A 23537-nucleotide genomic window follows, 5' to 3' on the forward strand; every position below is an offset into this window, starting at 1 on the left:
TTTGTTTTTCATAAAATTGAACATTTGTTCAACTTAGCCTTGAACGGTCGTTCAATTGATCTTATAGTAATGTTGTTCGCATGGAGATGACCCCTCGCGACTTTTTTAATTTCAGGCCCAATTCAAAGGAAAATGACATGCTGAAGTTCTATTTTCACAAAACCCCAAACCCAATGAAAGTCGCGTTATATCTTGCCGAAACTGGACTTCCTTACGAGCTCGTCCCAGTCGATACATACAAAGGAGAGCAACACCAACCTGAGTACCTGGCCATCAATCCCAATGGAAAAGCACCGGCACTTGAAGATGACGGCGTTAGAGTCTTTGATTCCAATGCGATACTGCTTTATCTATCAGAGAAAACCGGTCTACTCGCGGGTAAGCCCGAACACCGAGGTGAGTTGTTGTCGTGGATGATGTTTATCGCCTCTGGTCTTGGGCCATTTTCAGGTCAATCCGTGCACTTTCGACATGCCGCGCCTGAGAAGCTGCCGTACGCCATTAATCGTTACTTACGAGAAGCTCAACGCCACTACGACGTACTCAATAAGCACCTTGAAGGTAAGGAATACCTGGTTGGTGAAGAGTACAGTATTGCCGATGTCGCAGCCTGGGGTTGGATCGACAAAGCAGCCGTTGTATTAGGAGAAGAAGGTCTAGCCCCTTATCCGCACCTACAACGTTGGTTTGAAAATATTAACAGCCGCCCAGCCGTTGAAGTAGCGCGTAACATTGGCAGTGATGTGGCATTTAAATCTGAGCAAGACGAAGTCACTAAACGAGCATTGTTTCCACAAAATTATTCGAAAGATTAGACAATGACCCGAACCTCATGTTGAATGTGAATAAGTGGGCGATGGTCAGCCCCTAACCCACTTTGTGCTTGGCCTTCTATAATGTTCATGGCAGACGCATTTTCATTATGCTTGTGGTGGAATAAAAAAATTAAGCAGGCGCAGAGTTTTCTAGTTTGAATTTAGGAGTAAGTATGGACAACAAATATACACCACCAAAAGTATGGGTAGACAATACGGATGGTGGAAACAAATGGGCCAGCATCAATCGTCCGGTATCCGGTTCAACACATGAGAAAACTCTGCCCGTTGGTGAACATCCACTGCAGCTCTATTCATTAGGTACGCCTAATGGACAAAAAGTAACGATTCTTTTAGAAGAGCTTATCGCGCTAGGGATCCAAGAAGCCGAATACGATGCTTATCTTATTAACATTGGTGAAGGTGATCAGTTTTCTTCTGGCTTTGTCGGCGTTAACCCTAACTCGAAGATACCCGCACTGGTTGATAAATCCGGAGCAGAAGACATCAATGTCTTTGAATCGGCCTCTATCCTTGTCCATCTTGCTGAAAAATTTGGTCAGTTCTTACCAAAAGAAGGGGCAGCACGTACCCAAACTCTCAATTGGTTGTTCTGGGCACAAGGCTCAGCACCCTTCTTGGGGGGCGGTTTCGGCCATTTCTACGCGTACGCCGATGAGAAATTTGAATACCCAATTAATCGTTTTGCCATGGAAGCAAAACGTCAACTCGACGTTTTAGATAAGCAACTGGCCAACAATACCTTTGTGGCAGGTGAAGAGTACACCATTGCCGATATGGCAATTTGGCCATGGTATGGCGCCGTCGTGTTAGGTCGACTGTATGATGCTGCTGAGTTCTTACAAGTTGAGAGCTACCGTCATGTTATGCGCTGGGCCAATATGCTTGACGCCCGAGAAGCGGTGCAACGCGGGCGTATCATAAACCGCTCGTGGGGCGAAGAATGGGAACAAGTCCCTGAGCGCCATAGCGCAGCGGATATCGATAAAGTACTCGCGCTCAACCCCGACGCGTCGTAAGCTATCACGGTAAAAACGCTTAAGGTTTGAACACTAATGTTGGGTTATAACCAGCACGCTTAAAATTATACCCTAAGCACCTAAAAAGCCGAGAATCGTAGTCTCGGCTTTTTTGCTTCTGTACTATTTGCTTCTGTGCTTTTGGCTTTTGGTTCTTGGTTTTTAAATAACGATTTCAACGCCAAGCCCTGATTGTTATTCAACGTTACTTCATACCAATTATTTCGATAGTAATGCTAGGGCTTCAAGCAATCCCGTATCGTTATTACTGCCTTGCGTCAGGTAATTCGCTCGCGCTTTTAACTTTGGAGTCGCGTTGCTCAACGCGACCCCCATGCCCGCCAAATCAATCATAGAGACATCATTATCATTATCTCCTATCGCAAGTACTTCATCAGGGTGAATCCCCTTATGAACAAGGTATTGTGACAATAAGTAGCCTTTGCTGTTGCCAATCTTGTTAAAACCAATGCGATTGAACCAAGAATGCTCGTAGCAAAAGTTCTGTTGTAGATGAGGCAGAGAGATCAGCGCTTCAATATCACTTGAATCCCCTTCGGTCACAAAAGTCCAAACATGTTTCGATTGTGTTAGTGCTGCGTTTAAGTCATCAACACGCTCAATTTTAGGACGAATAGAAATAGGCAATGTCTGCGCCCACTGCTCTAGCGTAGTGATGTAATTCGCAGGATGAGTGTGCTTTAAAATAATGCGATCATCCACATAGGCGATGAGATCAAGCGTTTGGGTATGTTCAATGAAAAACGCTACGTCCTCCATCGCGATAGGCCGCTTGTACTGATATTCTTTCGTTTCGGGATAATATAGATATGAACCATTACAGCATATAATCGGCGTATCAAGTTCTAGTTGCTGGTAATACGGCAGCACGGTCGTATGATGACGACCTGTCGCGAGTACCACATGATAATGCTTACGCAAACCATACAAGCACGACTGCACTTCTGGTGTGATTGCACCTTGAGTATTCAGTAGCGTGCCATCAATATCAATCGCGATCAGTTTATAACCCATGTTGCACCTCAACATGACGGGGAGAGAGACCAATATGCTCTACAGTATTCATCAGAGCGTGGATAGTTTTAAATATTCGAGGCTTGAGTGTTTTCCCTGTTTCTAAAAAGCTATTAACACCCCATTTATTGCTGACCACCAACAAATAGTAATGGTCATTATGTTCAGATTTTATCGCAATGGCCCCATCAATATCACCGCGAGCAAAGTGTGCTTTAAATTCTCTTAGCAGCATAAGGGCATACCCTCCATGATAATTACATCGGTAATAAACATAGCCAAATCATAATAAATATGTGGCTACGAAATAAACGGGTTAGTTCAATTTAATAACACCGTTAACTAACATATTAATAAGAAGTTTATTGGCTAATTTTCAATGACTAAAGTTAGCCTTCAAAAAATAAAACACGCAATAAAAAGGGACGATAAATCGTCCCTTTCTTACTTGTTATAGGAAGGCTCGGTATGGCAATTCTGGGTCATTCTTAAAGACGTCAGCAAAGCCACGGAAATGTTGGTAATGCATACGACCTTTATCGGTTGGGTAAGTATAGCGACCGCCGACTTGCCAGAAGAACGGCGCAAAACCATATTGAAGACGCTCTTTTTTCATGTTCCACAGCATTTCGATTTCACGTGGGTCATTTTGGAAGTTAGCCCAAATATCATGGTGGAATGGCACGACCACTTCACAATCTAATGATTCTGCGGCACGTAAGATATCTGAAGACGTCATTTTGTCCGTCACGCCACGTGGGTTCTCACCAAATGATAACAACGCGACATCAATCTTATGGTCATTACCGTGCTTAGCGTAGTAGTTTGAGTAGTGAGAGTCACCAGAGTGATACACAGACCCACCCGTTGTTTCTACCAAGTAGTTAACGGCGCGATCATCCATGCCATCTAAGATGTCTTTATCCGTAGATGACGTGCCTTCTGGCAGTGTAACAAGCGCCGTACGGTCAAAGGCATCGAGTACTTTAATCGTCACATCTTTAATCGTAATCTCGTCACCCACTTTAGCAATAACACAACGATCTTCTGGTACGCCCCATTTCATCCAAAGGTCGACACAGGCTTTAGGACCAATGAATTTCACATGGTCACCACAGTTTTGTAGAACCGCTGCAGCAACATTGATATCAATGTGATCGCCGTGGTCATGAGATGCCATCACCGCATCAATTTCTTTAATCGCAAATGGGTCAAGTGGGAAAATCGCGGTACGTAGGTTAGGTTGTAATGCTTCAACACCGCCCATACGCATCATTTGGTGTTGGTTCTTCATTTTTTGAACTGCTTGTGTTTTCTTACCCGTACCACACCAGAAATCCATAGATAGGTTCGCACCGCCCTCAGATTTTAACCAAATACCAGTACAGCCAAGCCACCACATGGAAAATGTATTCGGTTGAACAACCGTTTGTTCAATTTCTTCATTTAACCATGTGCCCCACTCTGGGAATGTATTTAGGATCCAAGACTCGCGAGTGATTTCATTTACATTGCTCATGATAATACCTTTTATTTCACAAATTTAAATTTATTTAGGATGCAGGGAGCCAAGTACCTTATTTTAAATTAAGGCACTAAAGCTATTTTTATTATTTATTTATCGAGCATTGCGCTCTATATTTTATACCAGAATAACTTGCGTTCCTTGAGCTTCTATTAATTTCACCACATCAGGGTTCGCATCTTTTCCTGTAATAACGATATCAATATGCTTAGATTCACAAAATAGCATGCCCGTACGCTGGCCTACTTTCGAGCTATCAACCACAACGACCAGTTTATCGATTTGCTCTAACATTTGTTGCTCTGCTACGGCCGTTAACATATCCGCTTTGTACAAACCGACCTCTGTAAGACCTTTTCCTGACGTAAACATCCAATTCCCAGCATAGCCACCTAAAGAATTAGGGGCCGGGTTCAAAAAGATGTTTTGCGCCTTATTATATTGACCACCAATAATGATCACATCGTCATGATCTTCATTGATTAGGTAACTCGCCAACGGAAAATAATTGGTCACAATCTGCACATCACTCCCGCACAGCTGCTGTCCAAGCAAGAAGGCGGTAGAACCACAGTTGATCACTACGCTGTCGCCGGAATGACAAAGGTCGGCGGCAGCCTGCGCAATCGCGGACTTTTCCTCATAAAAATCGGTGCTGTTGATATTCAGCGGTGACCACTTTCTCTTTTTATTCTCAACCCGCTCCGCGCCATTACGTACCTTTCTTAGCTTACCTAATTCATCTAACTTGGCGATATCACGCCTTGCGGTCGCAGGAGAAACGTTAAAACTATCAATAATATGCGCCACATTAATCGTCTGCTTATCTTCTAGCAGCGACAAGATGTTGTTGTGCCTTTGTAATTCGTTCATATCGATCACTCTCTGGGTTGCCGTGACAACTTTGTGATTGCTTGTGATTTGTTATGATTCTAATAATCACCGTTATGATTGTCAAACCTATCCCTACATAAAATAAGAACTGAATCACACAATTTTATAAGCCATTGTTTTAATTGAAAATGTACAAAATATCGTGATCAACTCCCCAATTGAGCGCATTCACAACGTCAATAATTGATATAAATCAAAATAGTCACAAATGAGCATTGAATGATTACTTATGATTGTTAAAGTTTATCCCGTGAGCAAAACAAGATAGCAATACATCCTACAAATCATTAAAACTACAAATTATATAAGGGTAAAGATATGGAGTTCTTATACGACATCTTCTATATTTTTTACAGTCAAGTAATGACCAAGGCACCACTGCTACTCGGTCTCGTTACTTGTCTTGGGTACATTCTTTTAAAACGAGACGCAACAACCATTATTTCTGGCTCAATCAAAACCATCGTTGGTTTCATGATTGTGCAAGTCGGCGCGGGTACACTGGTCGCTGGCTTCAAACCTGTTATTGAAAAAATGAGCGAAATCCATGGACTAACGGGCTCAGTTATTGACCCGTATACCTCCATGATGGCAACGATGGAGACCATGGGTGACAACTATTCATGGGTAGGCTATGCCGTTCTTCTCGCACTTGGACTGAATATTCTACTGGTGGCCTTCCGCCGCTATACGGGCATTCGCACCATCATGCTGACGGGACACATTATGTTCCAGCAAGCGGGTCTGATTGCAGTGTTCTACTTTGTGCTTGGCGCAAGCATGTGGGAAACGATCATTTACTCAGCAATCCTAATGGCATTGTACTGGGGTATCTCGTCCAACATCATGTTTAAGCCGACCCAAGAAGTCACGGGCGGTGCCGGTTTCTCTATTGGTCACCAGCAACAGTTCGCTTCTTGGATTGCCACCAAAGTCGCACCGAAACTCGGTGATAAAAACGACAGCGTTGACCATGTGAAACTGCCTAAATGGCTACACATTTTCCACGATAGCATCGCAGCAACAACGTTAGTTATGACGGGTTTCTTCGGTATTATTCTGCTTTCTTTTGGCCTTGATAATCTTCAAGACATGGCAGGAAAAACTCACTGGTTTATCTATATCTTTGAAACTGGCTTGAAATTCGCGGTTGCGATTCAAGTTATCGTCACCGGCGTGCGTATGTTCGTTGCCGAGCTGTCCGAAGCATTCAACGGTATTTCACAACGCCTGATCCCTAATGCAGTACTCGCGATTGACTGTGCAGCAATTTATGCCTACTCACCAAACGCAATGGTATTTGGTTTCATGTGGGGCGCAGTTGGTCAGTTTACCGCTGTACTAGCCATGTTAGCGTTTGACGCGCCAATCATGATCATCCCAGGCTTTATCCCAATGTTCTTCTCAAACGCGACCATTGGTGTCTTTGCTAACCACTTTGGTGGCTGGAAAGCGGTCATGAAGATTTGTTTCGTCATGGGGATTATCGAAGTCGTCGGTTCAGCATGGGCAATCAACATCTTCGCTCAATCTGGCACTGAGTTTAACGGCTGGATGGGCATGGCTGACTGGGCATTAATCTTCCCACCTATCATGCAAGGTATCTCTAGCTCTAGCTTGTTCTTCTTCGTTATCGTGGCACTGTCTGGCGTATACATGTATTTCGCTTCTAAAACACTACGTGCTGAAGAAGATGCGATGGAAACCGTCACAGCGGTTACACCTGAAGGCATCGAAATTGAGGTCGCTGCACCGGCTCAATCTACCGCTACCGCCGACGCTCCACAAGCCAGCGGTAATGCGACACAAAAACCCGTTCGTGTCCTCGTGTGCTGCGGCTCTGGTCAAGGCTCATCAATGATGTGTTCGAAAAAGATTAAAGAGTACCTAGATAAAAGAGGCATCCCGAGCTCGACCTTCAACAGCGCGATCACCGATTACAAATCACACCTAGGCTCGTTTGACATCATCGTGACCTCTGTAGCTTTGGCAGAAAAGGTTACCGGTCTACCAGAAGGCAAACAGCAACTAGCCGTGAAGAATATGATCATGGTGAAAACCTTTGGTGACGAGCTGGTTTCAATTATTGAAAACAACTTCCACAAATAAATGACAATACGAAACGCTACAAAATAACGATTAACGATCATGTTCTAACCATAATAAAAAAAGACTCGGAGACACCGTCTCCGAGTCAATAAATACTCTGTCTAAGTGAGGCAAGCAATGAACTTAAAAGAATCTTTACTTCAAAATAATTCCATCATCTTGAATGCAAAAGCCAACGATTGGGAAGCCGCTATCAAGCTAGGGACCGATGCCCTCGTTAAAGCCGGTATCGCAGAAGCACGTTACTACGACGCCATCATCACGGCGATACAAACCGAAGGCCCATACATCTGTATTCACGATGCATTCGCACTGCCACACTGTCGCCCTGAAGACGGCGTCATTAAAACAGGATTCGCACTCACAGTACTGGAAACCCCCATTACGTTTGATGGTGTTGACGATCCCGTTGACGTATTGATTACCTTAGCAGGCAAAGACTCCGACGAGCATATTGAAGGCACCATGCAAGTCGCGAACCTTATCGAATTCGACGAAGATTTTTCTAAACTTCGCGCCTGTAAAACGGCCGATGATGTGGCTCAGTTGATTGATGCGGCGCTCGCAGCCGCAGATTAAGGAGACGTTATGTCACACTATCAAGCATTAAAGCAACGAGTGTTGGACGCTAACCTACAGCTTCCAAAATACGGTTTAGTCACCTTCACGTGGGGAAATGTGTCAGAGATTGACCGAGAACTCGGTGTTATTGCGATTAAACCATCTGGCGTGGAATACGATGACATGTCAGTAGAAGACATCGTTGTTATTGACCTAGAAGGCAACACATTAGAAGGGGCATTAAACCCATCGAGTGATACCGCCACTCATATTGAGTTATACCATGCCTTTCCTCAAATTGGCGGCGTGGTACACACGCACTCAAGAAGCGCGACCATTTGGGCGCAAGCTGGGATTGATATTCCGGCACTCGGCACAACTCACGCCGATTATTTTTATGGCGATATTCCTTGTACACGCAATCTATCTAGCCAAGAGATTGCTGGTGAATACGAGAAAAACACCGGCCTTGTCATCATTGAAGAGTTTCAAAATCGCCGCATTAAAGCAATGTCGATACCAAGTGTTATCGTCGCTGGGCATGCCCCGTTTTCGTGGGGAACCAACGCCACTGACGCGGTACACAATGCCGTTGTACTAGAAGAGGTCGCGGCGATGGCGCTGGCCACTCGTTCACTGAATAGTGGCATCAAGATTCAGCCAGAGCTGTCCGATAAGCATTATCTCCGAAAGCACGGTGAAAACGCGTATTACGGCCAAGGGTAACCAAACCGAAACACGCTCGAATACACCTAACAAACCGAATTACTAGCTGAATCGATGTCTCTAAAAGACGTGAATACATCTAGAAGGCGTTAAGAATCTAGGAGACGTTATGAATCCAGGAGAACCTGAATGCAAAGTCCTTGCTCTCGACTTGGATGGCACAGTATTGACCGATGACCACACGATTCACCCAGCGGTTAAACTCGCGATTCACGAGGCGCAAAAGGTCTGTCATGTCGTCATCGTGACGGGTCGCCACCATACTGCAGCAAAGCCTTATTATGATGAACTCGGTTTAACCACCCCCATCATTTGCTGCAACGGAACCTACGTGTATGACTACCACACCGATCAGGTCCTTGAACACCATGCAATAAGCAAAGACGACGCGTTGCAATTTATTGAGCTGGCCACTGAGTTTCAAATGGCGTTGGTCATGTACGTCACTAATGAAATGACGTACAGCAAGAAAAGCCCTATTCATTATATGCAAGCACTGGAAGCCTGGGCGAAGCAATACCCCAAAGACAAGCAACCTCAGATCCGCCAAATTGACTCGTTCAATGCGCTCGTTGAGAAAACGGATTATGTCTGGAAGTTTGTCGTCGAGGGAGAGCCAAGCTCAGTGCAACGCCTCTCCGACCACCCTTGGATACAGCAGCGCTTTAATGGTGAGCGCTCTTGGTCAAATAGAATTGATTTCGCCGCCAAGGGCAATAATAAGGGCGCATGTCTTGCAGACTATGTTGAACAACTGGGTTACGACGCCTCACAAGTAATGGCTGTCGGTGATAACCATAATGATATTTCAATGCTTAAGTATGCAGGCCTTGGGGTTGCGATGGAAAATGCCGACGATACGGTCAAATCTAACGCCCAAGTAACCTGCCTCACTGATAACAACAATGACGGACTCGCCCGTCTCATTCGTGAAAAAATTAAAGGATAAGTAAGATGACTAAACCAATGATCCAGATCGCCCTAGACCAAACAGACCTTAAATCGGCTATCGCTGTTGCGAAAAACGTCGAAAGCTTTGTTGACGTCATCGAAGTCGGTACCATTCTCGCATTTGCTGAAGGCATGAATTCGGTCAAAACACTGCGAGCTAACCACCCAGACCATATCTTAGTCTGTGACATGAAAACCACGGATGGCGGCGCGATTCTCGCTAAAATGGCCTTCGAAGCTGGTGCTGACTGGATTACTGTCTCTGCGGCCGCACACATCGCCACTATTGGCGCCTGTAAGAAGGTTGCGGATGAACTGAATGGTGAAATTCAGATTGAAATCTATGGTAATTGGACCATGCAAGACGCACAAGCTTGGGTTGACCTAGGCATTAGCCAGGCCATCTATCACCGCTCTCGTGATGCGGAATTGGCAGGCGTAGGCTGGACAGAAGAAGACCTCGTGAAAATGCGTCAGCTCTCTGAGCTTGGTATCGAGCTGTCTATTACCGGCGGCATTGTGCCAGAAGACTTGTACCTATTTGAAGGCATTAAAGCCAAGACATTTATCGCAGGCCGTGCACTGGCTGGCGACAAAGGCAAAGAAACGGCTGAAGCGCTACGCACACAAATCGACCGTTTCTGGAACTAGGAGAAGACTGCATGTTTGAGATGTTGCAACGACACCGTGTGGGGTTATATGAAAAGGCATTGCCCGATCATTTCTCATGGGAACAGAAACTCAAAGAAACCAAAAGCCTAGGCTTTGATTTTCTAGAAATCTCTGTGGACGAGTCCGATGAAAGACGCAGCCGGTTGGATTGGGATGATAAGACCATCTATGAGTTAAGGCGGTTGTGTGAAGACAACGCTCTGCCGTTGCAATCCATGTGCTTAAGCGCGCATCGCAAGTTTCCATTTGGTTCCGCCGACGCGGCCATTCGCCAAGAAGCGGCGGTTCACATGGAAAAAGCCATCACGCTGGCCTACAAATTGGGCATCCGAACGATTCAACTAGCGGGTTACGATGTTTACTATGAACCGGCTAACCAAGAAACGCACCAACGCTTCATTGATGGAATGAAGTTAGCGGCGAAGATGGCGGAACGGGCTGGAGTGATGCTGGCCGTAGAGATTATGGATACCGACTACCTCAACTCACTCAGTAAATTTGAAATATTGAATAGGGAGATCAATTCTCCGTATTTTACCGCCTACCCCGACGTGGGGAACATTTCAGGCTGGAATTATGACATTTGCACTGAGCTTGCCTTGAGCGTGCCGCATATTGTACAAATCCACCTAAAAGACACCTATAAGGTCACCCCAACTTATCAAGGCCAGTTTCGAGATCTCGTTATTGGTGAGGGTGAGGTTGATTTCAATGCCATTTTTGACACGCTAAAAACAACACAATGCGTGGTCCCACTGGTCATAGAGATGTGGGCCAAAGATGACCAATGGCGCACTAATATTCAGCAAGCACAGGTTCGCCTCAATGAAGCCTGCTGCCATGCTCAATTACCGTTATTATTTAACCAATAACGGTTCGAACGCGCGTTTAAGGCCAGGCGTTATTGGCATTATTTTCATTTAATTCAGTAACACCACTCCTCCAAAGCAGCACTTTTCTCGGTGCTGCTTTTTGTCACCTATTGACAACGCTATATCAAAGCCTCAGAGTGAAGCCCCTAAATTCTCCTACGAGCAGTTACGTATGAAATCACTTTATTTTCAACTATTTTGGCGTGAAAAACATGGCATCATGCTTGAAGTAAACGGCATACCTGACCTCCCTAAAAGATTGGAAGATGAATTCACTCAGTGGATTAACAACCGTAAAAAAATCATGAGTTTTGAGGTCAATCTACAGTCTTGGGTCAAGGTTGATGAAGATGGCTCCAGCACACACATCGAATTAAAACCCAACGGCACATTGACCGAAAAAAACCTATTTTCTGAAAAAAGTCTCGTTGGACAGTGGAAGGTCGTGGATGGCGTATTGCTGATGAGAGTTGCCGATAACGCAACCGTCGTTGAGTATCAGGTGGTGGGTAACCGTAGCCACAACATTCACTGTGGCGTGGTACACATCGACGGGGTTGTGAACAACTACTGCAAGTTTGTTCAAGTGAAAAACTCGCAATAGCGTTAGTCGTTAGTCTCTGGTGGTTGATGGTTTAAATCGAGTGTTGTACACACACTACCGTTTTCCAGTAATCATAAAGACCCTCGATATTAGAAGAGCACATTAAGCGCATTGCGCCCTTAATTTGTTCTTCACTCCACGCCCACCATTTCATCTCTAAAAGTTGAGATATCTCAGCGTCCGTGAATCGGTAACGTATGTGCTTCGCGGGGTTAGAGCCCACAATTGAGTATGGTGCGACATCTTTAGTCACGACAGCGCGGCTCGCAATAATGGCCCCATCTCCAACGGACACACCACTCATAATCATCGCTTCAGTGCCAATCCAAACATCATTACCAATGACGGTATCACCGGAACGCTCAAAGCCATCTTTCGCGTCAGCAGAATTTTCGTTGTCTTGATAAAAGAATGGAAAGGTACTTACCCAATTATTTTGATGCCCTTGATTTCCCGCCATCATAAACACCGCACCAGAGCCGATTGAGCAGTAGCTTCCGATAATCAACTTATCAATATCCGTTCTATCTGCAAGTAAATAGCGCGCGCAATCGTCGAAGCTATGATTGTGGTAATAACCGGAATAGTAGCTGTGCTCTCCCACAATAATGTTGGGGTTCGTCACTTGATCCTTCAGTGGTTTGCCCACAAAAGGGCTTTCAAAATAGTTGTCCAAGTTAATGCCTCTTGTCTGCTTACAACGTTATTATGCGCGCTTGCTTAAGTAACTACGCACAAACCCAAACGCTTCGTATTTCTCTTCTTTGTCGATTGACCAACCATTTTTTAGATAGAACTGGATGGCTTGTTCATTGTTCTGAAATGTCTCAAGGCGGTAGTGTGAGTGGCCAAGTAAAGACATTTCGTGTTCCACATAACCAAGGAGCATAGCACCAAACCCTGACCGTTGAATTTGAGGCGAAACCATCAGAATATGAACAAAATCGTGTTCAAACGCGCAATAGCCTTGGACAGTATCGTTCGATTCTAAGACGACACAATTCAATAATTGTTTCTCAACTTCTTTGTCTGACTCACCACTGTTAATAAACCAATCCACCCCTTCGTCACCTAAAAACGAGCGGTAACAGGTATTAATCGTGTCTCTCGCTAATTGTTGGATAGACGCTAAATCCGATCGTTGAGCTTTTCTAATGTTTGCCATGTTGCTTTTCCTTTCCTAGTGCATAACGAATGCAGTTGCCATTAAACGAAATAATCCGCCTTAACTTCCTGATACTGCTTTTCATTAAAGTAACTTATAGAGCCTAAGACTATCTTGATGCTGGATACCGTTTTCATAAATAGGCTCGGAATAGTGGCGTAGAAAGTAGTCTTTAACCACAGACTCAACACGAAAGCCAAGACGCTGATAATAGGTTAGCTGGTAACCAAACGTACCCGTGCCCAGCTCGACGCGATTTATCCCTTTGTTTGATAACTGAGATAGCACAAACGCAAGCAGCTCAGAGCCAACACCCTGACCTTGATACACTGGATAGACGGAAACGTTATAGATTTCAGCAAGCGTACAACTTTGCGGCTTCACCACACAAGCCGCAATGATTCGTCCGTTATCAGATGCAACAAAACACCATGAATCAGACAGATACGATAAGATGCTCGCTTCAGAAGGGTCGGCTTCGAGGAGCAGATCCAACGGGATGTCATTACTTTTGACTTCAATATAGTTCATTTCATATCCGGACATGTAGCGCTTAGCTCTGCTAATCTATGATCTAAGGTAAAAATATCACCGAGACCCGTTTTTTAATCGATTATAACAGTCCGCATAATTAATGCTGCGAGTACAAACGACTCTTAAGTGTGGCTCTATTTGACACATTGGCAGCTATCAAATACTAAACAAAGAGGGCTAAGCAGCGCTTAACCCAGTACTTACCTCCTAATCGACTGAGAGTCTACTTATAACAATTGCTGCTTAATAAAGCGCACTGATTTAGACAACCTCGCTTCTATTTCCTTTAGCGATAACAGGTCGGCTTTAGACTTGAGTCTTGTAGACCCACAAGTCAAACGCTCTAACGCATAAGGCGATTCAATACTAAAGAATGGAATGCTCTGCTGCTGTTTGGCAAATTGTAAAAGCTCTTTGTACCTTCCACTGCCTTCACCCAGCTCGCAACAACACCAAACGTTATTGCGTTGAGTTAGATCTTTCAGATGAATATGCTCGGCAAAGTCCAAGCTCTTAACGGCATGCTCTAACACGTCTAAATTGGGCCGATGAGATAGGAAGTTACCAGGGTCAAAGTTTATGCCCATCCCCTCCGCCCCCCACTCTACGACAATCGATTTACCATCATCTGCATCGTTAAGCACATAAGGCTGAGTGTCACCGACGTTTTCGAGTAGTATCTTGATTCCTGATAGCCGCGCTAAATCAAATGCTTGTTTTGCAGCCTCTTGGAATTGCCTCAAGCTCGCATCTCGGGGCGCGTATAAGATAAGCCTTGGACACGGTAATTCTGCGCAGAACTGAACACGCTTAAGAAGTCGCTCAGCGCAATTATCTAAATTCAACTCACAATGTGCTGCCAGTGATGTACATCTCATCTGTTTGTTTGCCAACAGTTCTCTAATCCGCTTAGCCATCTCAGGTGAGAGGTCACCTTCAAGTAAGTCATAAACTGCGCCTTGAATGAAGGCCAGTTCAATGTTTCTAACCCCAATGTTCGCTATCGAATCAAGAGCTTGATCAAGGTCATACCCCGCATAGGCCACCGTACTAATAGAGAAATCATAATGCATATTCCTCTCCTTTTACCTGCTCGCTCACGATGGTTACCAGTGCGAGGTACCCTTCTGGTGTCCATGCTGCCCGCCCAACAAATAGCCCGTCGATGTTAGGTTGATTAATGAGAGAACGGGCGTTTTCTTGATTAACGCTGCCTCCATAGAGCAACACCATTTGTGATGCCAACTCGCTGCCATAAAGTTCAACTAACGCTGACCTTATTGCTGCAATGCCTTCCTCCGCTTGCTGTGTCGTCGCTGGAATACCCGTATCACCGATAGCCCAAACGGGCTCATAGGCGATAAGAAGGTTAGACGCTTGCGCGCCTGAAACTTGATAAAGCGCAATCTTAACCTGACGAATAATGGACTCTTTAGAGACGCCCCACTGTTTCTCTTCTAGCGTGTCACCAACACAAACAAGTGGCTTAAGTCCGCTCTTTAATGCCAAGCGCACTTTTTGGTTCACGGTATCGTCGGTTTCCCCAAACCATTGACGGCGTTCCGAATGGCCGATCTCAACCAGCGTTGCACCGATGTCTTTGGCCATCGCTGCAGACACCTCTCCGGTATACGCCCCACATTCTGCCCATCCGATGTTTTGTACACCGGTAAGGCAAGGTGTTTCAGACATGAAACGCGTCACTTGTTCCACGTAGGGAAATGGTGGAATCAAAAAGGTCTGTATAGGCAAGTCTGATGTTAGCAGCGCCGGTTTTACCTCACGACAATAGTGCTCGATCTCTTTGCCCGTTTTGTTCATTTTCCAGCTAGAGCCCAACCAGACTTTTTTCATACGGTGGCTCCCTCTTCGATGTAGTCATCCATAAACTGCAACATCAAAGACATCGAGATAGCCCCCGGATCCGGATAACCTAGTGAGCGTTCGCCAAGAGTTTTTGCTTTGCCCGTGGTCGCGATCATATCTTTGGTATCTTCAACTCCTTGCTGCGCTGCCTGTACAATTGAGGGAAGTGCCTGTTCCAGAGGAAGATCACTTAGTTCTTGGGCTTTTCTCGCCGCAGGAGCAAGGGCGTCTATCATAGTTTTCGCGCCTTCATCCGCCCCTCCTCTTTGCTTTATGCCAGCCAACCCTACTGCTAAAAACGTCGCTAGGACCTTCGTTGTGAGCTCCGTTTCTCCAACGACCGCTTTGCCTCCATTACGGAATAAGGTACCAAAGATGGCACCAGATGCCCCGCCCATAGTGGTCAATAGCTTAGTACCAACTTTTGAAAACACAGTGCCAACATCATTAGCTTCAAAACCTTGTTCAAGGTAATCATAAGTATTTTGAAAACCACGCTCAATGCCAAGCCCGTGGTCACCATCACCAATAGCTTGGTCGACACGCGTTAACAAAGGTTCACTTTTCACCAATTGCTGAGACATGTACTTCAACATTTGTTTTAATTCAACACTGTTCATCGTTATCTCCTTAGTGCGAGTGATTGACAAGGCGCTTGATAGAGTGCTTTAAGTTCCGAATCGAGTTTTAAAACTGAGATTGACCACCCTGACATCTCCAAGGATGTACAGTAACTGCCAATTAGATTATCGAACACCGCCACGCCACGCTGCGATAAGTAGTGATGCACAGCGCGATTAGCAATAAGTAGCTCCATTTGAGTGGAGGCTCCTAAATTGTTGATAAGTAAGGCCACTTCATCACCTTCGGCCAAACCAGCTTCAGTAAAAAGCGTGTCCATGACTTGAGTTACAACAGTGTCGGCGGATACTAGCGGTGTCTTTCCCACACCCGGCTCACCATGCAGCCCCATACCAATTTCAATTTGATCGTCTGCGATATGGAAATTAAAATCGTCATTGCGAGGTATAGCGCAAGGACCCAATGCCACACCAATTGAACTCGTGTTTTGTCTTGCTTTTTCAGTCATAGCAACGACATGCTCAAAGCTATCGCCTCTTGTTGCTGATGCACCTGCTATTTTTAATACAAACAAAGCGCCGGCGATGCCTCTTCTCTCTTGCTCGTTTTCCTTGCAAGCAGAAATAACATCGTCGTTAATACGAATGGTATGGCTGTTTATCCCTTCATCTTCGAGTAGCTCTGCGGCGATATCAAAGTTCATATTGTCGCCAGCATAGTTTCCATAAACAAAAACGACTCCGTTGGCAGGGTTCAACGCCTTAGCGGTTTCGAAGATGGCATCAGGTGTGGGCGCGGCAAAAACATCACCAACGGCGACGGCGTCAGCTAAACCTTCACCAACGTACCCGCCATACATAGGTTCATGACCTGCGCCTCCTCCCGTCAGCACAGCGACTTTGTTCTCAATGGGCGATTTTCTTATTGCACAGGTATAGTGACCCACCGGCTCAAGATCGAATTGTGTCGCTGCGATGAAGCCATCAAACTGCTCCCTAGCAACGTCGTTTCTATTATTAATTAACTTCTTAGGCTTTCTCATTTGATGATCCTTAAACGTTAATGTGCTAGCAATTCGGCTTCGATGTCGCAGATCCGCTGAACTTTGGGTTTAGATGCCTCGTCAATATCTTCAGCTTCCAGCCATGCATCAAGGACCGTTTTCGCCAACTCAACACCAATAACGCGCTCGCCCATTGTAATAATTTGAGCACCGTTACTTTTTCGTGCCCGCGTGGCGGAAAAAACATCATGGCAAAGCGCAGCTCTAATGCCCGGAACTTTATTTGCTACAATTGATACGCCGATTCCAGTACCACAAATAATAATCCCGCGCTCATGGGTATTATCTACTATTTTTTGCGCAACCCTCTCAGCAACATCCGCATATAAATTCGTACCTCCTGACGGTGATTGACTGTAATCAATATATTTATAACCAAGAATTTCTAAATGCTTGCACAATTCCACCTTTAAATTAACCGCAGCATCATCACAACCTATTGCAATAACCATATAGACCTCCGAAATTGAAAAAATCAATTTAACTTACAAAACACAATAAAAGGTACTTCATTTTATCAACTATATATTTGAGTTTAGTCACAAAGAATTTATTAACTTATTTTTAATTATTTAAGTACATTATTAAACTTTAAAAGTATATTTATAATCTAATCTTGAATACTTACTACCTTTTTTAAAAAAATAATATTCTTTTTTTGTACCTTAATAGCTTATTGAAATACATTATATTTAGTCTATTTGCGTGACTCAGATCGCGTTTGAGATACGATGGTTATTTTATACTCAATAGCAATTAACGGATGTTTTAATAAATTTGTTATTGGATGCGGTAGTAAATTAGTTAACACCAATTACTAACTTGCATTCACAAGGAGAGAAAAAGCAAATTATGAAGTTATCTGAGCAGGCATATAATAAACTTAAGTGCATGATACTTGAGAACAAATTTCGAATAAATCAACAACTTCTCGTTGATGAAGCGGTCGAGATCTGTGGTTTTAGTAGAACGCCTGTCCGTGAAGCTCTGCTCCGGTTACAACAAGATGGTTTGATTACATTGCACCCTAGACATGGCCTAAAGATATGCGCCTTGTCAAGACGTGACGTAGAAGAGCTTTACGAGTTAATCGCTCATCTTGAAGTAATAGCACTCGATATCTGCATGTCAAATGGGCTAACAAGTGAACAGTTAGATATATTACGAGACTATACTTATAAAATGGCTGAAGCTCTGGACCAAAATGATATACAGCAATGGGCCATTCATGATTTTGCATTTCATGATCAAATATTTCAGTTCACTAAAAACTCAAGACTAATTGAAACTGCTAGAAAATATAACGAACAAAATAAACGATGCAAGGATATCGTTATAAAGCTTAGACCACTACCATGGGATTCGATCATTGAACACAACAAGCTGATCGACAACTTGGAATCTAGAAATATAAATGAAGCAAGAGAAATGCACTTGATACACTGGGAACAAATTTCCAAACAATTTATTGAGTTCTTAGATAATTATCATTTTTTAGATAATTAGACACATACTAATTATTACATTTAAATTTTAATCCTAATAGAGGAGGTACACTTATGCCCAAATTAAGTGTCCATGAACTTTATCAATTAGCAAAAGAAGTACGCATTGATATTCTTGACATGGTTTACAAAGCTCAATCAGGACATATTGGTGGTTCTTTTTCAGCCGCAGAAATAGTCACAACTTTGTATTTTAATGAGATGCAGAATCTCGACCCAATGAATCCAAGAAAGAGCAACCGAGATCGCTTTGTTTTATCCAAAGGCCACGCCTGCCCTGTTTGGTATTCCTGCTTGTCTCGACTTGGTTTCTTTGACAAAGAACACCTCGCGACACTAAGACAAATCAATAGCGTGTTGCAAGGTCATCCCGATATGAAAAGTACCCCAGGCGTTGATATTACAACCGGCTCTTTAGGTCATGGTTGCGCAGCAGCAACAGGTATGGCCCTGGAAGGCAAAATGGCGCAAGACGGCCGCCGCGTTTACTCGGTGCTTGGTGATGGCGAACTCAATGAGGGTGTGGTTTGGGAAACCACGATGGCGGCAGCCAAACATCAACTCGACAACCTCGTGTACTTTGTTGATAAAAACAACCTGCAAATGGACGGAACAAGCGACGAAATCATGCCATTGCTTAGCATTGAAGATAAGTTTCTTTCTTTTGGTTGGCACGTTATCACAATTGATGGGCACAACATTGAACAAATTTTGCAGGCTCTGGATTCTGCTCGCGCCTTTAAAGGCAAGCCCACGTGTATCGTGGCGAACACCGTCAAAGGAAAAGGGGTAAGTTTTATGGAAGATGTTCGCAATTGGCATGGTAAGGCCCCTAGTGACCAAGAATTCCACGCTGCTCGTGCTGAGCTTGTCGCGTAATAACCACGAGGAAAACTCAATGATTAACGTAACCAAATCCTCTAAGCCTACTCGATTAGCCTTTGCAGAAAGAATGGTTGAGTACGGGGAGATAAACCAAGATTTTGCCGTTTTTGAGGCCGATATTGGCTATTCAACCAATTCTTATTTGTTTAATGAAAAGTACCCCAATCGATACTTTCAAATGGGCATTGCTGAGTTCGGTATGATGGCATCGGCTGCAGGCATGGCAGCGAACGGTCGACCTGTCGTCGTCGCTGGATATGGTGTGTTCCTAACAATGAGAGCACTGGAAAGCGTTCGAAGTTTCGTTTGCTACCCTAATCTCAACGTCAAATTGATGTCATCACATAGCGGCACGACTGCTGCGATTGACGGCGTGACTCACCAAGCCTCCGAAGACATGGCGTTCATGTCTTCGCTGCCTAACATGCACATTTTTGCCCCTTGTGATAGTGCATCAACCCGAGCGCTCTTTGACGTTACGCTGGAAACCCAAGGCCCTGTTTACTGTCGCTTGATGCGTGATGCGTATTACGAACTGTATGACGACACCACTACGTTCAAGTGTGGTGGAAGCCACACCTTAATGCATGGCAATGACCTTACTATCGTTTCCTACGGCGACATCCTTTTCCAAGCGCTAGAAGCGGCTAATGAACTTCACCAGGCAGGTGTCAACGTTGAAGTCATCGACGCCTACAGCGTCAAGCCTCTTGATTGGCACACAATACGCCAATCTATTAAAAAAACTGGCAAGGTCATCATTGCTGAGGGTCACCAAAAACGCAACGGCATGGCGTATGACATTGCAACTCGCATGGCCAAGGAACAGATTCACGCTCAATTTGACCACATTGGCTTAAACGACACATTTGCGGAGTCAGGTGCATACCCACTCTTATTAGATAAGTACGGCCTATCGTCAAAACATATTATTGATTGTGCCAGCACGATGTTGGTGTCCAAACAACCGACCACATAGCGGATAGGCACCATATGATTAGGTTAAAGGTAATTTAATCATCAGTTTACAAGTAACGTATTGCTTAGTTTAGAAGCACAGGCAAATGCCTAGGGAGATTTATGTTTAAGCACGCCGTAATAACACCGTTTCTCGGCCAAACCCGAGATCGGTTCTCTGAATACAACGACCCCAAGTCGTTGGAGCAAAAAATGCAAACACTTCGCACTATCGACGGAATGACTGGAGCAGAACTGGTTTACCCCTATGAAGTCAACTATGACAACTTGACTGAACTTAAGCTACTCCTTGCTAAATATGAGGTAAAGGTTGCTTGTATAAACGTCAATGTGAAGGTGGAAAAAGAGTTTCTTTCTGGGGGGCTTACCTCTCCAGATAAAGCGGTCCGAGACCGCGCAGTAAGCTTTATTAAACAAGCCAAGGACTACGCAGAAGAAGTGGGGGCCGACAAGGTACAGTGTTGCCCACTTAGCGATGGCTATGAATTCTCATTTCAAGCCGATTACGTCGAAACATGGCAGCGTTTGTGCGAAACATTTGGTGAAGCTGGCGATTATAAACCACACATTCCATTGTTTATTGAATACAAGCCGAATGAGATTCGTGGTCGTTGTTACCTTGATGATGCTGCGAAAACCATCTGTTTAATCAACGATATTGGAAACCCGAATATTGGTGTCACACTTGATTATGGTCACTCACTTTATGGTGATAACAACCCCGCGGAAGAGCTTGCATTACTCAACTCTCTCGACATGAAGTACTACATACACATCAATGATAATGATGGTAAGTGGGATTGGGACTATTTCTGCGGAAGTCGCAGTTTAATGCAATACATTGAATTTATTTATTATTTGAAAAAGTTTAATTATCAAGGTTGGCTTACATCAGATACCTCTCCGACTCGTTGGGATATGGTAAAGATGTTTGAAGCAAATATCCGAGTAACGAATCGCATATCAGATCGCATTGACGCGATTGGTATGGAGAGTTTTGGCGAGACCTTAAGAAAACAAGAATACATGGATATCTGGGCCGATCTTGAAACTTACTTCCTAAAGATCTAACCCCAGTTTACGTAATCAGCAGCGAAAGCTTGGCTCTAGATTAAGCGCTGCATTAACAAAGGTGAAACTAATGAAAACAAAAACTCTACTTACAAGTGTTTTAGCCGCTGCACTTACCCTAACGACATCATTTTCACACGCGGATGACCGTTACCCAACCCGAAATATCACCGACGTAGTCACTTGGTCTGCCGGTGGTGGTACTGATGTTATCAACCGTGTCGCAACCGCCTCTATGGCAAAATACCTAGGTACGAATATTAATGTCATCAACAAACCTGGTGGTGTTTCTGGTTCTGTTGGACTACTCGAAGGATACAACTCTGACGCAGATGGCTATACACTAGTTGGCTTGTCTGAGTCCAACGTTGCTGCGGCAGTGATGGGTGGGTGGAACAATCGAATGGACGTATTCGACTATTTTATCGTCGCGAGTTCTCCAGACGTGATCTCTGTTTCTAAAAACTCTTCTATCAACACTATTGAAGAACTCGTCGCTCACGTTAAAGAAAACCCAGGTAAAGTTCGAGTAGGTGCGGGATCCTCTGGTTCGCTTCACCACATCAACTACCTTGCCTTTGAAAAGGGTATTGGTGGCAAGATGAACTTTATCCCATTCCCAGGTTCTTCACGAAGTCAAAATGCAGCGCTCAGCGGTGAGGTTGATGTGGTTATCACCTCAGTAGCAGAGCAAAACCAACTGATTCAATCCGGTGACTTTAAAGCACTTGCGACACTTACAGAAAAACCTTTTACAGTGGGTGACATTACTATTCCATCTGGACTAGAAATCTACCCGACACTGCAAGAATACCTACCGATTTCTCAGGCAATTGGGTTTGCCATGAAGAAAGAAACACCTATCGAGATCAAGAAAACGGTGGCTAAAGCCTTCGCGAGTGCAATGCAAAGCGATGAAGTCTTAACCTACGCCAGCGAAAATCATTACGAACTCTTAGGCGAATTTGGCAAGAAAGCGAATCAACGTATGGCACGACTTGAGTCGTTATTTAGCTGGACGTTGTGGGATCTTGAAGCGGCGAAAATCAACCCTGAGTCACTGGGTATTCCAAAACCTGAATAATGCAAAATCTGAGCGTATATAGCGGCCAGTCGCAGGGCGGTTGGCCGCTATCTTTCAATTTTTGACTTGCTGTTGGGGGCAACGATGTCTTCTCATAACGAACTTTCTTCTCAATGTGAACCGTCTTCTCAGAACGAGCTATCAACAAACGAGGAGAGTACAGGTCATGGAGAACAAGACCAAGAAACACTTGAACAACAACAGATGCACGGCTGGGACTTTGCTTTTTCTTTAGTCGTCATGATATTTGCATTGATGGTGGTTGCCAACTCACTCACAATGCCTTTTTCGGGGACGGTTGGCGGTGTCACTACCGAGTGGTATGAATCTCCTGGACTATTGCCACTCTTTATTGGTTGTTCTTTATTTGCTGCCGGGCTATCGGTGTTCGTAAAAAGTAAAAAAGAACAAGGAAAAGCATTATTAATTAAGCACTACAAGAATATTAACCCGACTGGTTTCCTCATTTCTGGTGGGGGTATTCTTACTTACATTTATGTACTAATTACTTGGTATGACTTCTTCTTAGCGTCAGCGATATTCCTGACGTTTTATATTGGTCTGTATTATCTCGACATCGAGCAAGTGACTAAACAATTACTAAAAATCTATGGCGCAACGGTCGTAATTTCTATTGCGCTATTTGGCTCCGGTGCTTCCGCGTATCTTAACGCTTATTACGCCTATACCACTGACTTGGTACTCGTAATAAGTGGTGGTGTCATGTGCGGTTACCTTTATCAGGTGGCCAAAGAATACGGCTCTGAGGTGACAGAAAAAGTAAGACGACTGTTGATTATCAGTTTTGTCTTTCCTGCCGTTTTGTGTCCTATCTTCAGATACTTCTTATTAGTGCCCTTGCCAAACGAAGGTTTAGTCGTTGAACAAATATTTAATCAAACGTACTACACCTACTTGGCACCCACAAAACACACTGAAGAATTGCAGTTGTCAGATGAAGACATGCAATTACTTGAAGACGCATTCTAATAGGGAAGGA

27 protein-coding genes are annotated in these 23537 nt (G+C 44.3%); 15 read left to right on the forward strand and 12 right to left on the reverse strand.

Annotated elements, in window-relative coordinates; all coding sequences use genetic code 11:
• The first annotated feature begins 137 nt into the window (after positions 1–137).
• Positions 138–815, forward strand: coding sequence for a glutathione S-transferase family protein (locus ACE1OE_RS09265; protein ID WP_372061562.1), 678 nt, complete (start codon positions 138–140; stop codon positions 813–815).
• Between the two features lie 173 nt (positions 816–988).
• Positions 989–1855, forward strand: a complete 867-nt coding sequence (gene yghU, locus ACE1OE_RS09270; RefSeq protein ID WP_449210823.1) for a glutathione-dependent disulfide-bond oxidoreductase — start codon at positions 989–991, stop codon at positions 1853–1855.
• Between the two features lie 219 nt (positions 1856–2074).
• On the opposite strand, the gene ACE1OE_RS09275 is transcribed toward yghU, so the two are convergent.
• The 4 genes from ACE1OE_RS09275 to ulaR form a co-directional block, all read right to left on the reverse strand.
• Positions 2075–2890: a Cof-type HAD-IIB family hydrolase gene (locus tag ACE1OE_RS09275; RefSeq protein ID WP_449210824.1), complete on the reverse strand. Its 816-nt coding sequence runs from the start codon at positions 2888–2890 to the stop codon at positions 2075–2077.
• Positions 2880–3125, reverse strand: a complete 246-nt coding sequence (locus ACE1OE_RS09280; protein ID WP_102468032.1) for a hypothetical protein — start codon at positions 3123–3125, stop codon at positions 2880–2882. The genes ACE1OE_RS09275 and ACE1OE_RS09280 overlap by 11 nt, the downstream gene beginning before the upstream one ends.
• A 216-nt stretch (positions 3126–3341) precedes the next feature.
• Entirely contained in the window at positions 3342–4409 is a 1068-nt protein-coding gene (gene ulaG, locus ACE1OE_RS09285) for an L-ascorbate 6-phosphate lactonase (protein WP_102468033.1), read from the reverse strand.
• 123 nt (positions 4410–4532) lie between these two features.
• Positions 4533–5288, reverse strand: a complete 756-nt coding sequence (ulaR, locus tag ACE1OE_RS09290) for an HTH-type transcriptional regulator UlaR (RefSeq protein WP_449210825.1) — start codon at positions 5286–5288, stop codon at positions 4533–4535.
• Positions 5289–5627: 339 nt separating this feature from the next.
• Here ulaR and ACE1OE_RS09295 point away from each other — a divergent pair, with 339 nt between their 5' ends.
• The 7 genes from ACE1OE_RS09295 to ACE1OE_RS09325 all read left to right on the forward strand — a co-directional run bounded on the left by ACE1OE_RS09295 (position 5628) and on the right by ACE1OE_RS09325 (position 11804).
• The gene (locus ACE1OE_RS09295) at positions 5628–7418 is read left to right on the forward strand and encodes a PTS ascorbate-specific subunit IIBC (protein ID WP_449210826.1); all 1791 of its coding nucleotides are present in this window, start codon (positions 5628–5630) and stop codon (positions 7416–7418) included.
• A gap of 117 nt (positions 7419–7535) precedes the next feature.
• Entirely contained in the window at positions 7536–7997 is a 462-nt protein-coding gene (locus tag ACE1OE_RS09300) for a PTS sugar transporter subunit IIA (protein ID WP_449210827.1), read from the forward strand.
• A gap of 9 nt (positions 7998–8006) precedes the next feature.
• On the forward strand, positions 8007–8705 hold the full coding sequence (locus ACE1OE_RS09305) for an L-ribulose-5-phosphate 4-epimerase (protein ID WP_372061569.1): 699 nt from the start codon (positions 8007–8009) through the stop codon (positions 8703–8705).
• 109 nt (positions 8706–8814) lie between these two features.
• On the forward strand, positions 8815–9654 hold the full coding sequence (locus ACE1OE_RS09310; RefSeq protein WP_449210828.1) for a Cof-type HAD-IIB family hydrolase: 840 nt from the start codon (positions 8815–8817) through the stop codon (positions 9652–9654).
• A 5-nt stretch (positions 9655–9659) separates the two neighbouring features.
• The gene (locus ACE1OE_RS09315) at positions 9660–10307 is read left to right on the forward strand and encodes a 3-keto-L-gulonate-6-phosphate decarboxylase UlaD (RefSeq protein WP_372061571.1); all 648 of its coding nucleotides are present in this window, start codon (positions 9660–9662) and stop codon (positions 10305–10307) included.
• Positions 10308–10318: 11 nt separating this feature from the next.
• The gene (locus tag ACE1OE_RS09320) at positions 10319–11200 is read left to right on the forward strand and encodes an L-ribulose-5-phosphate 3-epimerase (RefSeq protein WP_372061572.1); all 882 of its coding nucleotides are present in this window, start codon (positions 10319–10321) and stop codon (positions 11198–11200) included.
• Between the two features lie 172 nt (positions 11201–11372).
• Complete coding sequence (locus ACE1OE_RS09325) at positions 11373–11804, forward strand: hypothetical protein (protein WP_449210829.1); 432 nt, start codon at positions 11373–11375, stop codon at positions 11802–11804.
• 31 nt (positions 11805–11835) lie between these two features.
• Here ACE1OE_RS09325 and catB read toward each other — a convergent pair whose 3' ends face one another.
• From catB to ACE1OE_RS09365, 8 genes are all read right to left on the reverse strand, one after another.
• Entirely contained in the window at positions 11836–12480 is a 645-nt protein-coding gene (gene catB / locus ACE1OE_RS09330) for a type B chloramphenicol O-acetyltransferase (RefSeq protein WP_449210830.1), read from the reverse strand.
• A gap of 30 nt (positions 12481–12510) precedes the next feature.
• Entirely contained in the window at positions 12511–12969 is a 459-nt protein-coding gene (locus ACE1OE_RS09335) for an N-acetyltransferase family protein (protein ID WP_449210831.1), read from the reverse strand.
• A gap of 84 nt (positions 12970–13053) precedes the next feature.
• Entirely contained in the window at positions 13054–13500 is a 447-nt protein-coding gene (locus ACE1OE_RS09340) for a GNAT family N-acetyltransferase (protein ID WP_449210832.1), read from the reverse strand.
• Between the two features lie 230 nt (positions 13501–13730).
• Positions 13731–14576 carry a sugar phosphate isomerase/epimerase family protein gene (locus ACE1OE_RS09345; RefSeq protein WP_449210833.1) on the reverse strand — a complete coding sequence of 282 codons (846 nt, stop codon included), beginning with the start codon at positions 14574–14576 and terminating at the stop codon, positions 13731–13733.
• On the reverse strand, positions 14566–15357 hold the full coding sequence (locus tag ACE1OE_RS09350) for a triose-phosphate isomerase (protein WP_372061578.1): 792 nt from the start codon (positions 15355–15357) through the stop codon (positions 14566–14568). Before ACE1OE_RS09350 ends, ACE1OE_RS09345 begins: the two co-directional genes overlap by 11 nt.
• The gene (gene dhaL / locus ACE1OE_RS09355; RefSeq protein ID WP_102468046.1) at positions 15354–15989 is read right to left on the reverse strand and encodes a dihydroxyacetone kinase subunit DhaL; all 636 of its coding nucleotides are present in this window, start codon (positions 15987–15989) and stop codon (positions 15354–15356) included. Before dhaL ends, ACE1OE_RS09350 begins: the two co-directional genes overlap by 4 nt.
• Positions 15990–15991: 2 nt before the next feature.
• On the reverse strand, positions 15992–16993 hold the full coding sequence (locus tag ACE1OE_RS09360; protein ID WP_372061579.1) for a dihydroxyacetone kinase subunit DhaK: 1002 nt from the start codon (positions 16991–16993) through the stop codon (positions 15992–15994).
• A 17-nt stretch (positions 16994–17010) separates the two neighbouring features.
• Positions 17011–17466 (reverse strand): RpiB/LacA/LacB family sugar-phosphate isomerase, encoded by a 456-nt coding sequence (locus ACE1OE_RS09365; protein WP_449210834.1) that lies wholly within the window; start codon positions 17464–17466, stop codon positions 17011–17013.
• A gap of 400 nt (positions 17467–17866) precedes the next feature.
• On the opposite strand from ACE1OE_RS09365, the gene ACE1OE_RS09370 reads away from it, so the two are divergent.
• From ACE1OE_RS09370 to ACE1OE_RS09395, 6 genes are all read left to right on the forward strand, one after another.
• Positions 17867–18520 carry a GntR family transcriptional regulator gene (locus ACE1OE_RS09370; protein ID WP_102468049.1) on the forward strand — a complete coding sequence of 218 codons (654 nt, stop codon included), beginning with the start codon at positions 17867–17869 and terminating at the stop codon, positions 18518–18520.
• A 53-nt stretch (positions 18521–18573) separates the two neighbouring features.
• Complete coding sequence (locus ACE1OE_RS09375; RefSeq protein ID WP_449210835.1) at positions 18574–19398, forward strand: transketolase; 825 nt, start codon at positions 18574–18576, stop codon at positions 19396–19398.
• A 19-nt stretch (positions 19399–19417) separates the two neighbouring features.
• The gene (locus ACE1OE_RS09380) at positions 19418–20383 is read left to right on the forward strand and encodes a transketolase family protein (protein WP_449210836.1); all 966 of its coding nucleotides are present in this window, start codon (positions 19418–19420) and stop codon (positions 20381–20383) included.
• Positions 20384–20484: 101 nt separating this feature from the next.
• Entirely contained in the window at positions 20485–21453 is a 969-nt protein-coding gene (locus tag ACE1OE_RS09385; RefSeq protein ID WP_102468052.1) for a sugar phosphate isomerase/epimerase family protein, read from the forward strand.
• A gap of 70 nt (positions 21454–21523) precedes the next feature.
• The gene (locus tag ACE1OE_RS09390; protein WP_102468053.1) at positions 21524–22537 is read left to right on the forward strand and encodes a Bug family tripartite tricarboxylate transporter substrate binding protein; all 1014 of its coding nucleotides are present in this window, start codon (positions 21524–21526) and stop codon (positions 22535–22537) included.
• An 84-nt stretch (positions 22538–22621) separates the two neighbouring features.
• Entirely contained in the window at positions 22622–23527 is a 906-nt protein-coding gene (locus ACE1OE_RS09395) for a hypothetical protein (protein ID WP_449210837.1), read from the forward strand.
• Positions 23528–23537: the final 10 nt, after the last annotated feature.

It is taken from the genome of Vibrio sp. E150_011, assembly GCF_053544015.1.

Bases quoted from the DNA above. Each gene is read 5' to 3' on its own strand.
- ACE1OE_RS09265 (WP_372061562.1), top strand. From the start codon at position 138: ATGCTGAAGTTCTATTTTCACAAAACCCCAAACCCAATGAAAGTCGCG.
- yghU (WP_449210823.1), top strand. From the start codon at position 989: ATGGACAACAAATATACACCACCAAAAGTATGGGTAGACAATACGGAT.
- ACE1OE_RS09275 (WP_449210824.1), bottom strand. From the start codon at position 2,890: ATGGGTTATAAACTGATCGCGATTGATATTGATGGCACGCTACTGAAT.
- ACE1OE_RS09280 (WP_102468032.1), bottom strand. From the start codon at position 3,125: ATGCTGCTAAGAGAATTTAAAGCACACTTTGCTCGCGGTGATATTGAT.
- ulaG (WP_102468033.1), bottom strand. From the start codon at position 4,409: ATGAGCAATGTAAATGAAATCACTCGCGAGTCTTGGATCCTAAATACA.
- ulaR (WP_449210825.1), bottom strand. From the start codon at position 5,288: ATGAACGAATTACAAAGGCACAACAACATCTTGTCGCTGCTAGAAGAT.
- ACE1OE_RS09295 (WP_449210826.1), top strand. From the start codon at position 5,628: ATGGAGTTCTTATACGACATCTTCTATATTTTTTACAGTCAAGTAATG.
- ACE1OE_RS09300 (WP_449210827.1), top strand. From the start codon at position 7,536: ATGAACTTAAAAGAATCTTTACTTCAAAATAATTCCATCATCTTGAAT.
- ACE1OE_RS09305 (WP_372061569.1), top strand. From the start codon at position 8,007: ATGTCACACTATCAAGCATTAAAGCAACGAGTGTTGGACGCTAACCTA.
- ACE1OE_RS09310 (WP_449210828.1), top strand. From the start codon at position 8,815: ATGAATCCAGGAGAACCTGAATGCAAAGTCCTTGCTCTCGACTTGGAT.
- ACE1OE_RS09315 (WP_372061571.1), top strand. From the start codon at position 9,660: ATGACTAAACCAATGATCCAGATCGCCCTAGACCAAACAGACCTTAAA.
- ACE1OE_RS09320 (WP_372061572.1), top strand. From the start codon at position 10,319: ATGTTTGAGATGTTGCAACGACACCGTGTGGGGTTATATGAAAAGGCA.
- ACE1OE_RS09325 (WP_449210829.1), top strand. From the start codon at position 11,373: ATGAAATCACTTTATTTTCAACTATTTTGGCGTGAAAAACATGGCATC.
- ACE1OE_RS09335 (WP_449210831.1), bottom strand. From the start codon at position 12,969: ATGGCAAACATTAGAAAAGCTCAACGATCGGATTTAGCGTCTATCCAA.
- ACE1OE_RS09340 (WP_449210832.1), bottom strand. From the start codon at position 13,500: ATGAACTATATTGAAGTCAAAAGTAATGACATCCCGTTGGATCTGCTC.
- ACE1OE_RS09345 (WP_449210833.1), bottom strand. From the start codon at position 14,576: ATGCATTATGATTTCTCTATTAGTACGGTGGCCTATGCGGGGTATGAC.
- ACE1OE_RS09350 (WP_372061578.1), bottom strand. From the start codon at position 15,357: ATGAAAAAAGTCTGGTTGGGCTCTAGCTGGAAAATGAACAAAACGGGC.
- dhaL (WP_102468046.1), bottom strand. From the start codon at position 15,989: ATGAACAGTGTTGAATTAAAACAAATGTTGAAGTACATGTCTCAGCAA.
- ACE1OE_RS09360 (WP_372061579.1), bottom strand. From the start codon at position 16,993: ATGAGAAAGCCTAAGAAGTTAATTAATAATAGAAACGACGTTGCTAGG.
- ACE1OE_RS09365 (WP_449210834.1), bottom strand. From the start codon at position 17,466: ATGGTTATTGCAATAGGTTGTGATGATGCTGCGGTTAATTTAAAGGTG.
- ACE1OE_RS09370 (WP_102468049.1), top strand. From the start codon at position 17,867: ATGAAGTTATCTGAGCAGGCATATAATAAACTTAAGTGCATGATACTT.
- ACE1OE_RS09375 (WP_449210835.1), top strand. From the start codon at position 18,574: ATGCCCAAATTAAGTGTCCATGAACTTTATCAATTAGCAAAAGAAGTA.
- ACE1OE_RS09380 (WP_449210836.1), top strand. From the start codon at position 19,418: ATGATTAACGTAACCAAATCCTCTAAGCCTACTCGATTAGCCTTTGCA.
- ACE1OE_RS09385 (WP_102468052.1), top strand. From the start codon at position 20,485: ATGTTTAAGCACGCCGTAATAACACCGTTTCTCGGCCAAACCCGAGAT.
- ACE1OE_RS09390 (WP_102468053.1), top strand. From the start codon at position 21,524: ATGAAAACAAAAACTCTACTTACAAGTGTTTTAGCCGCTGCACTTACC.
- ACE1OE_RS09395 (WP_449210837.1), top strand. From the start codon at position 22,622: ATGTCTTCTCATAACGAACTTTCTTCTCAATGTGAACCGTCTTCTCAG.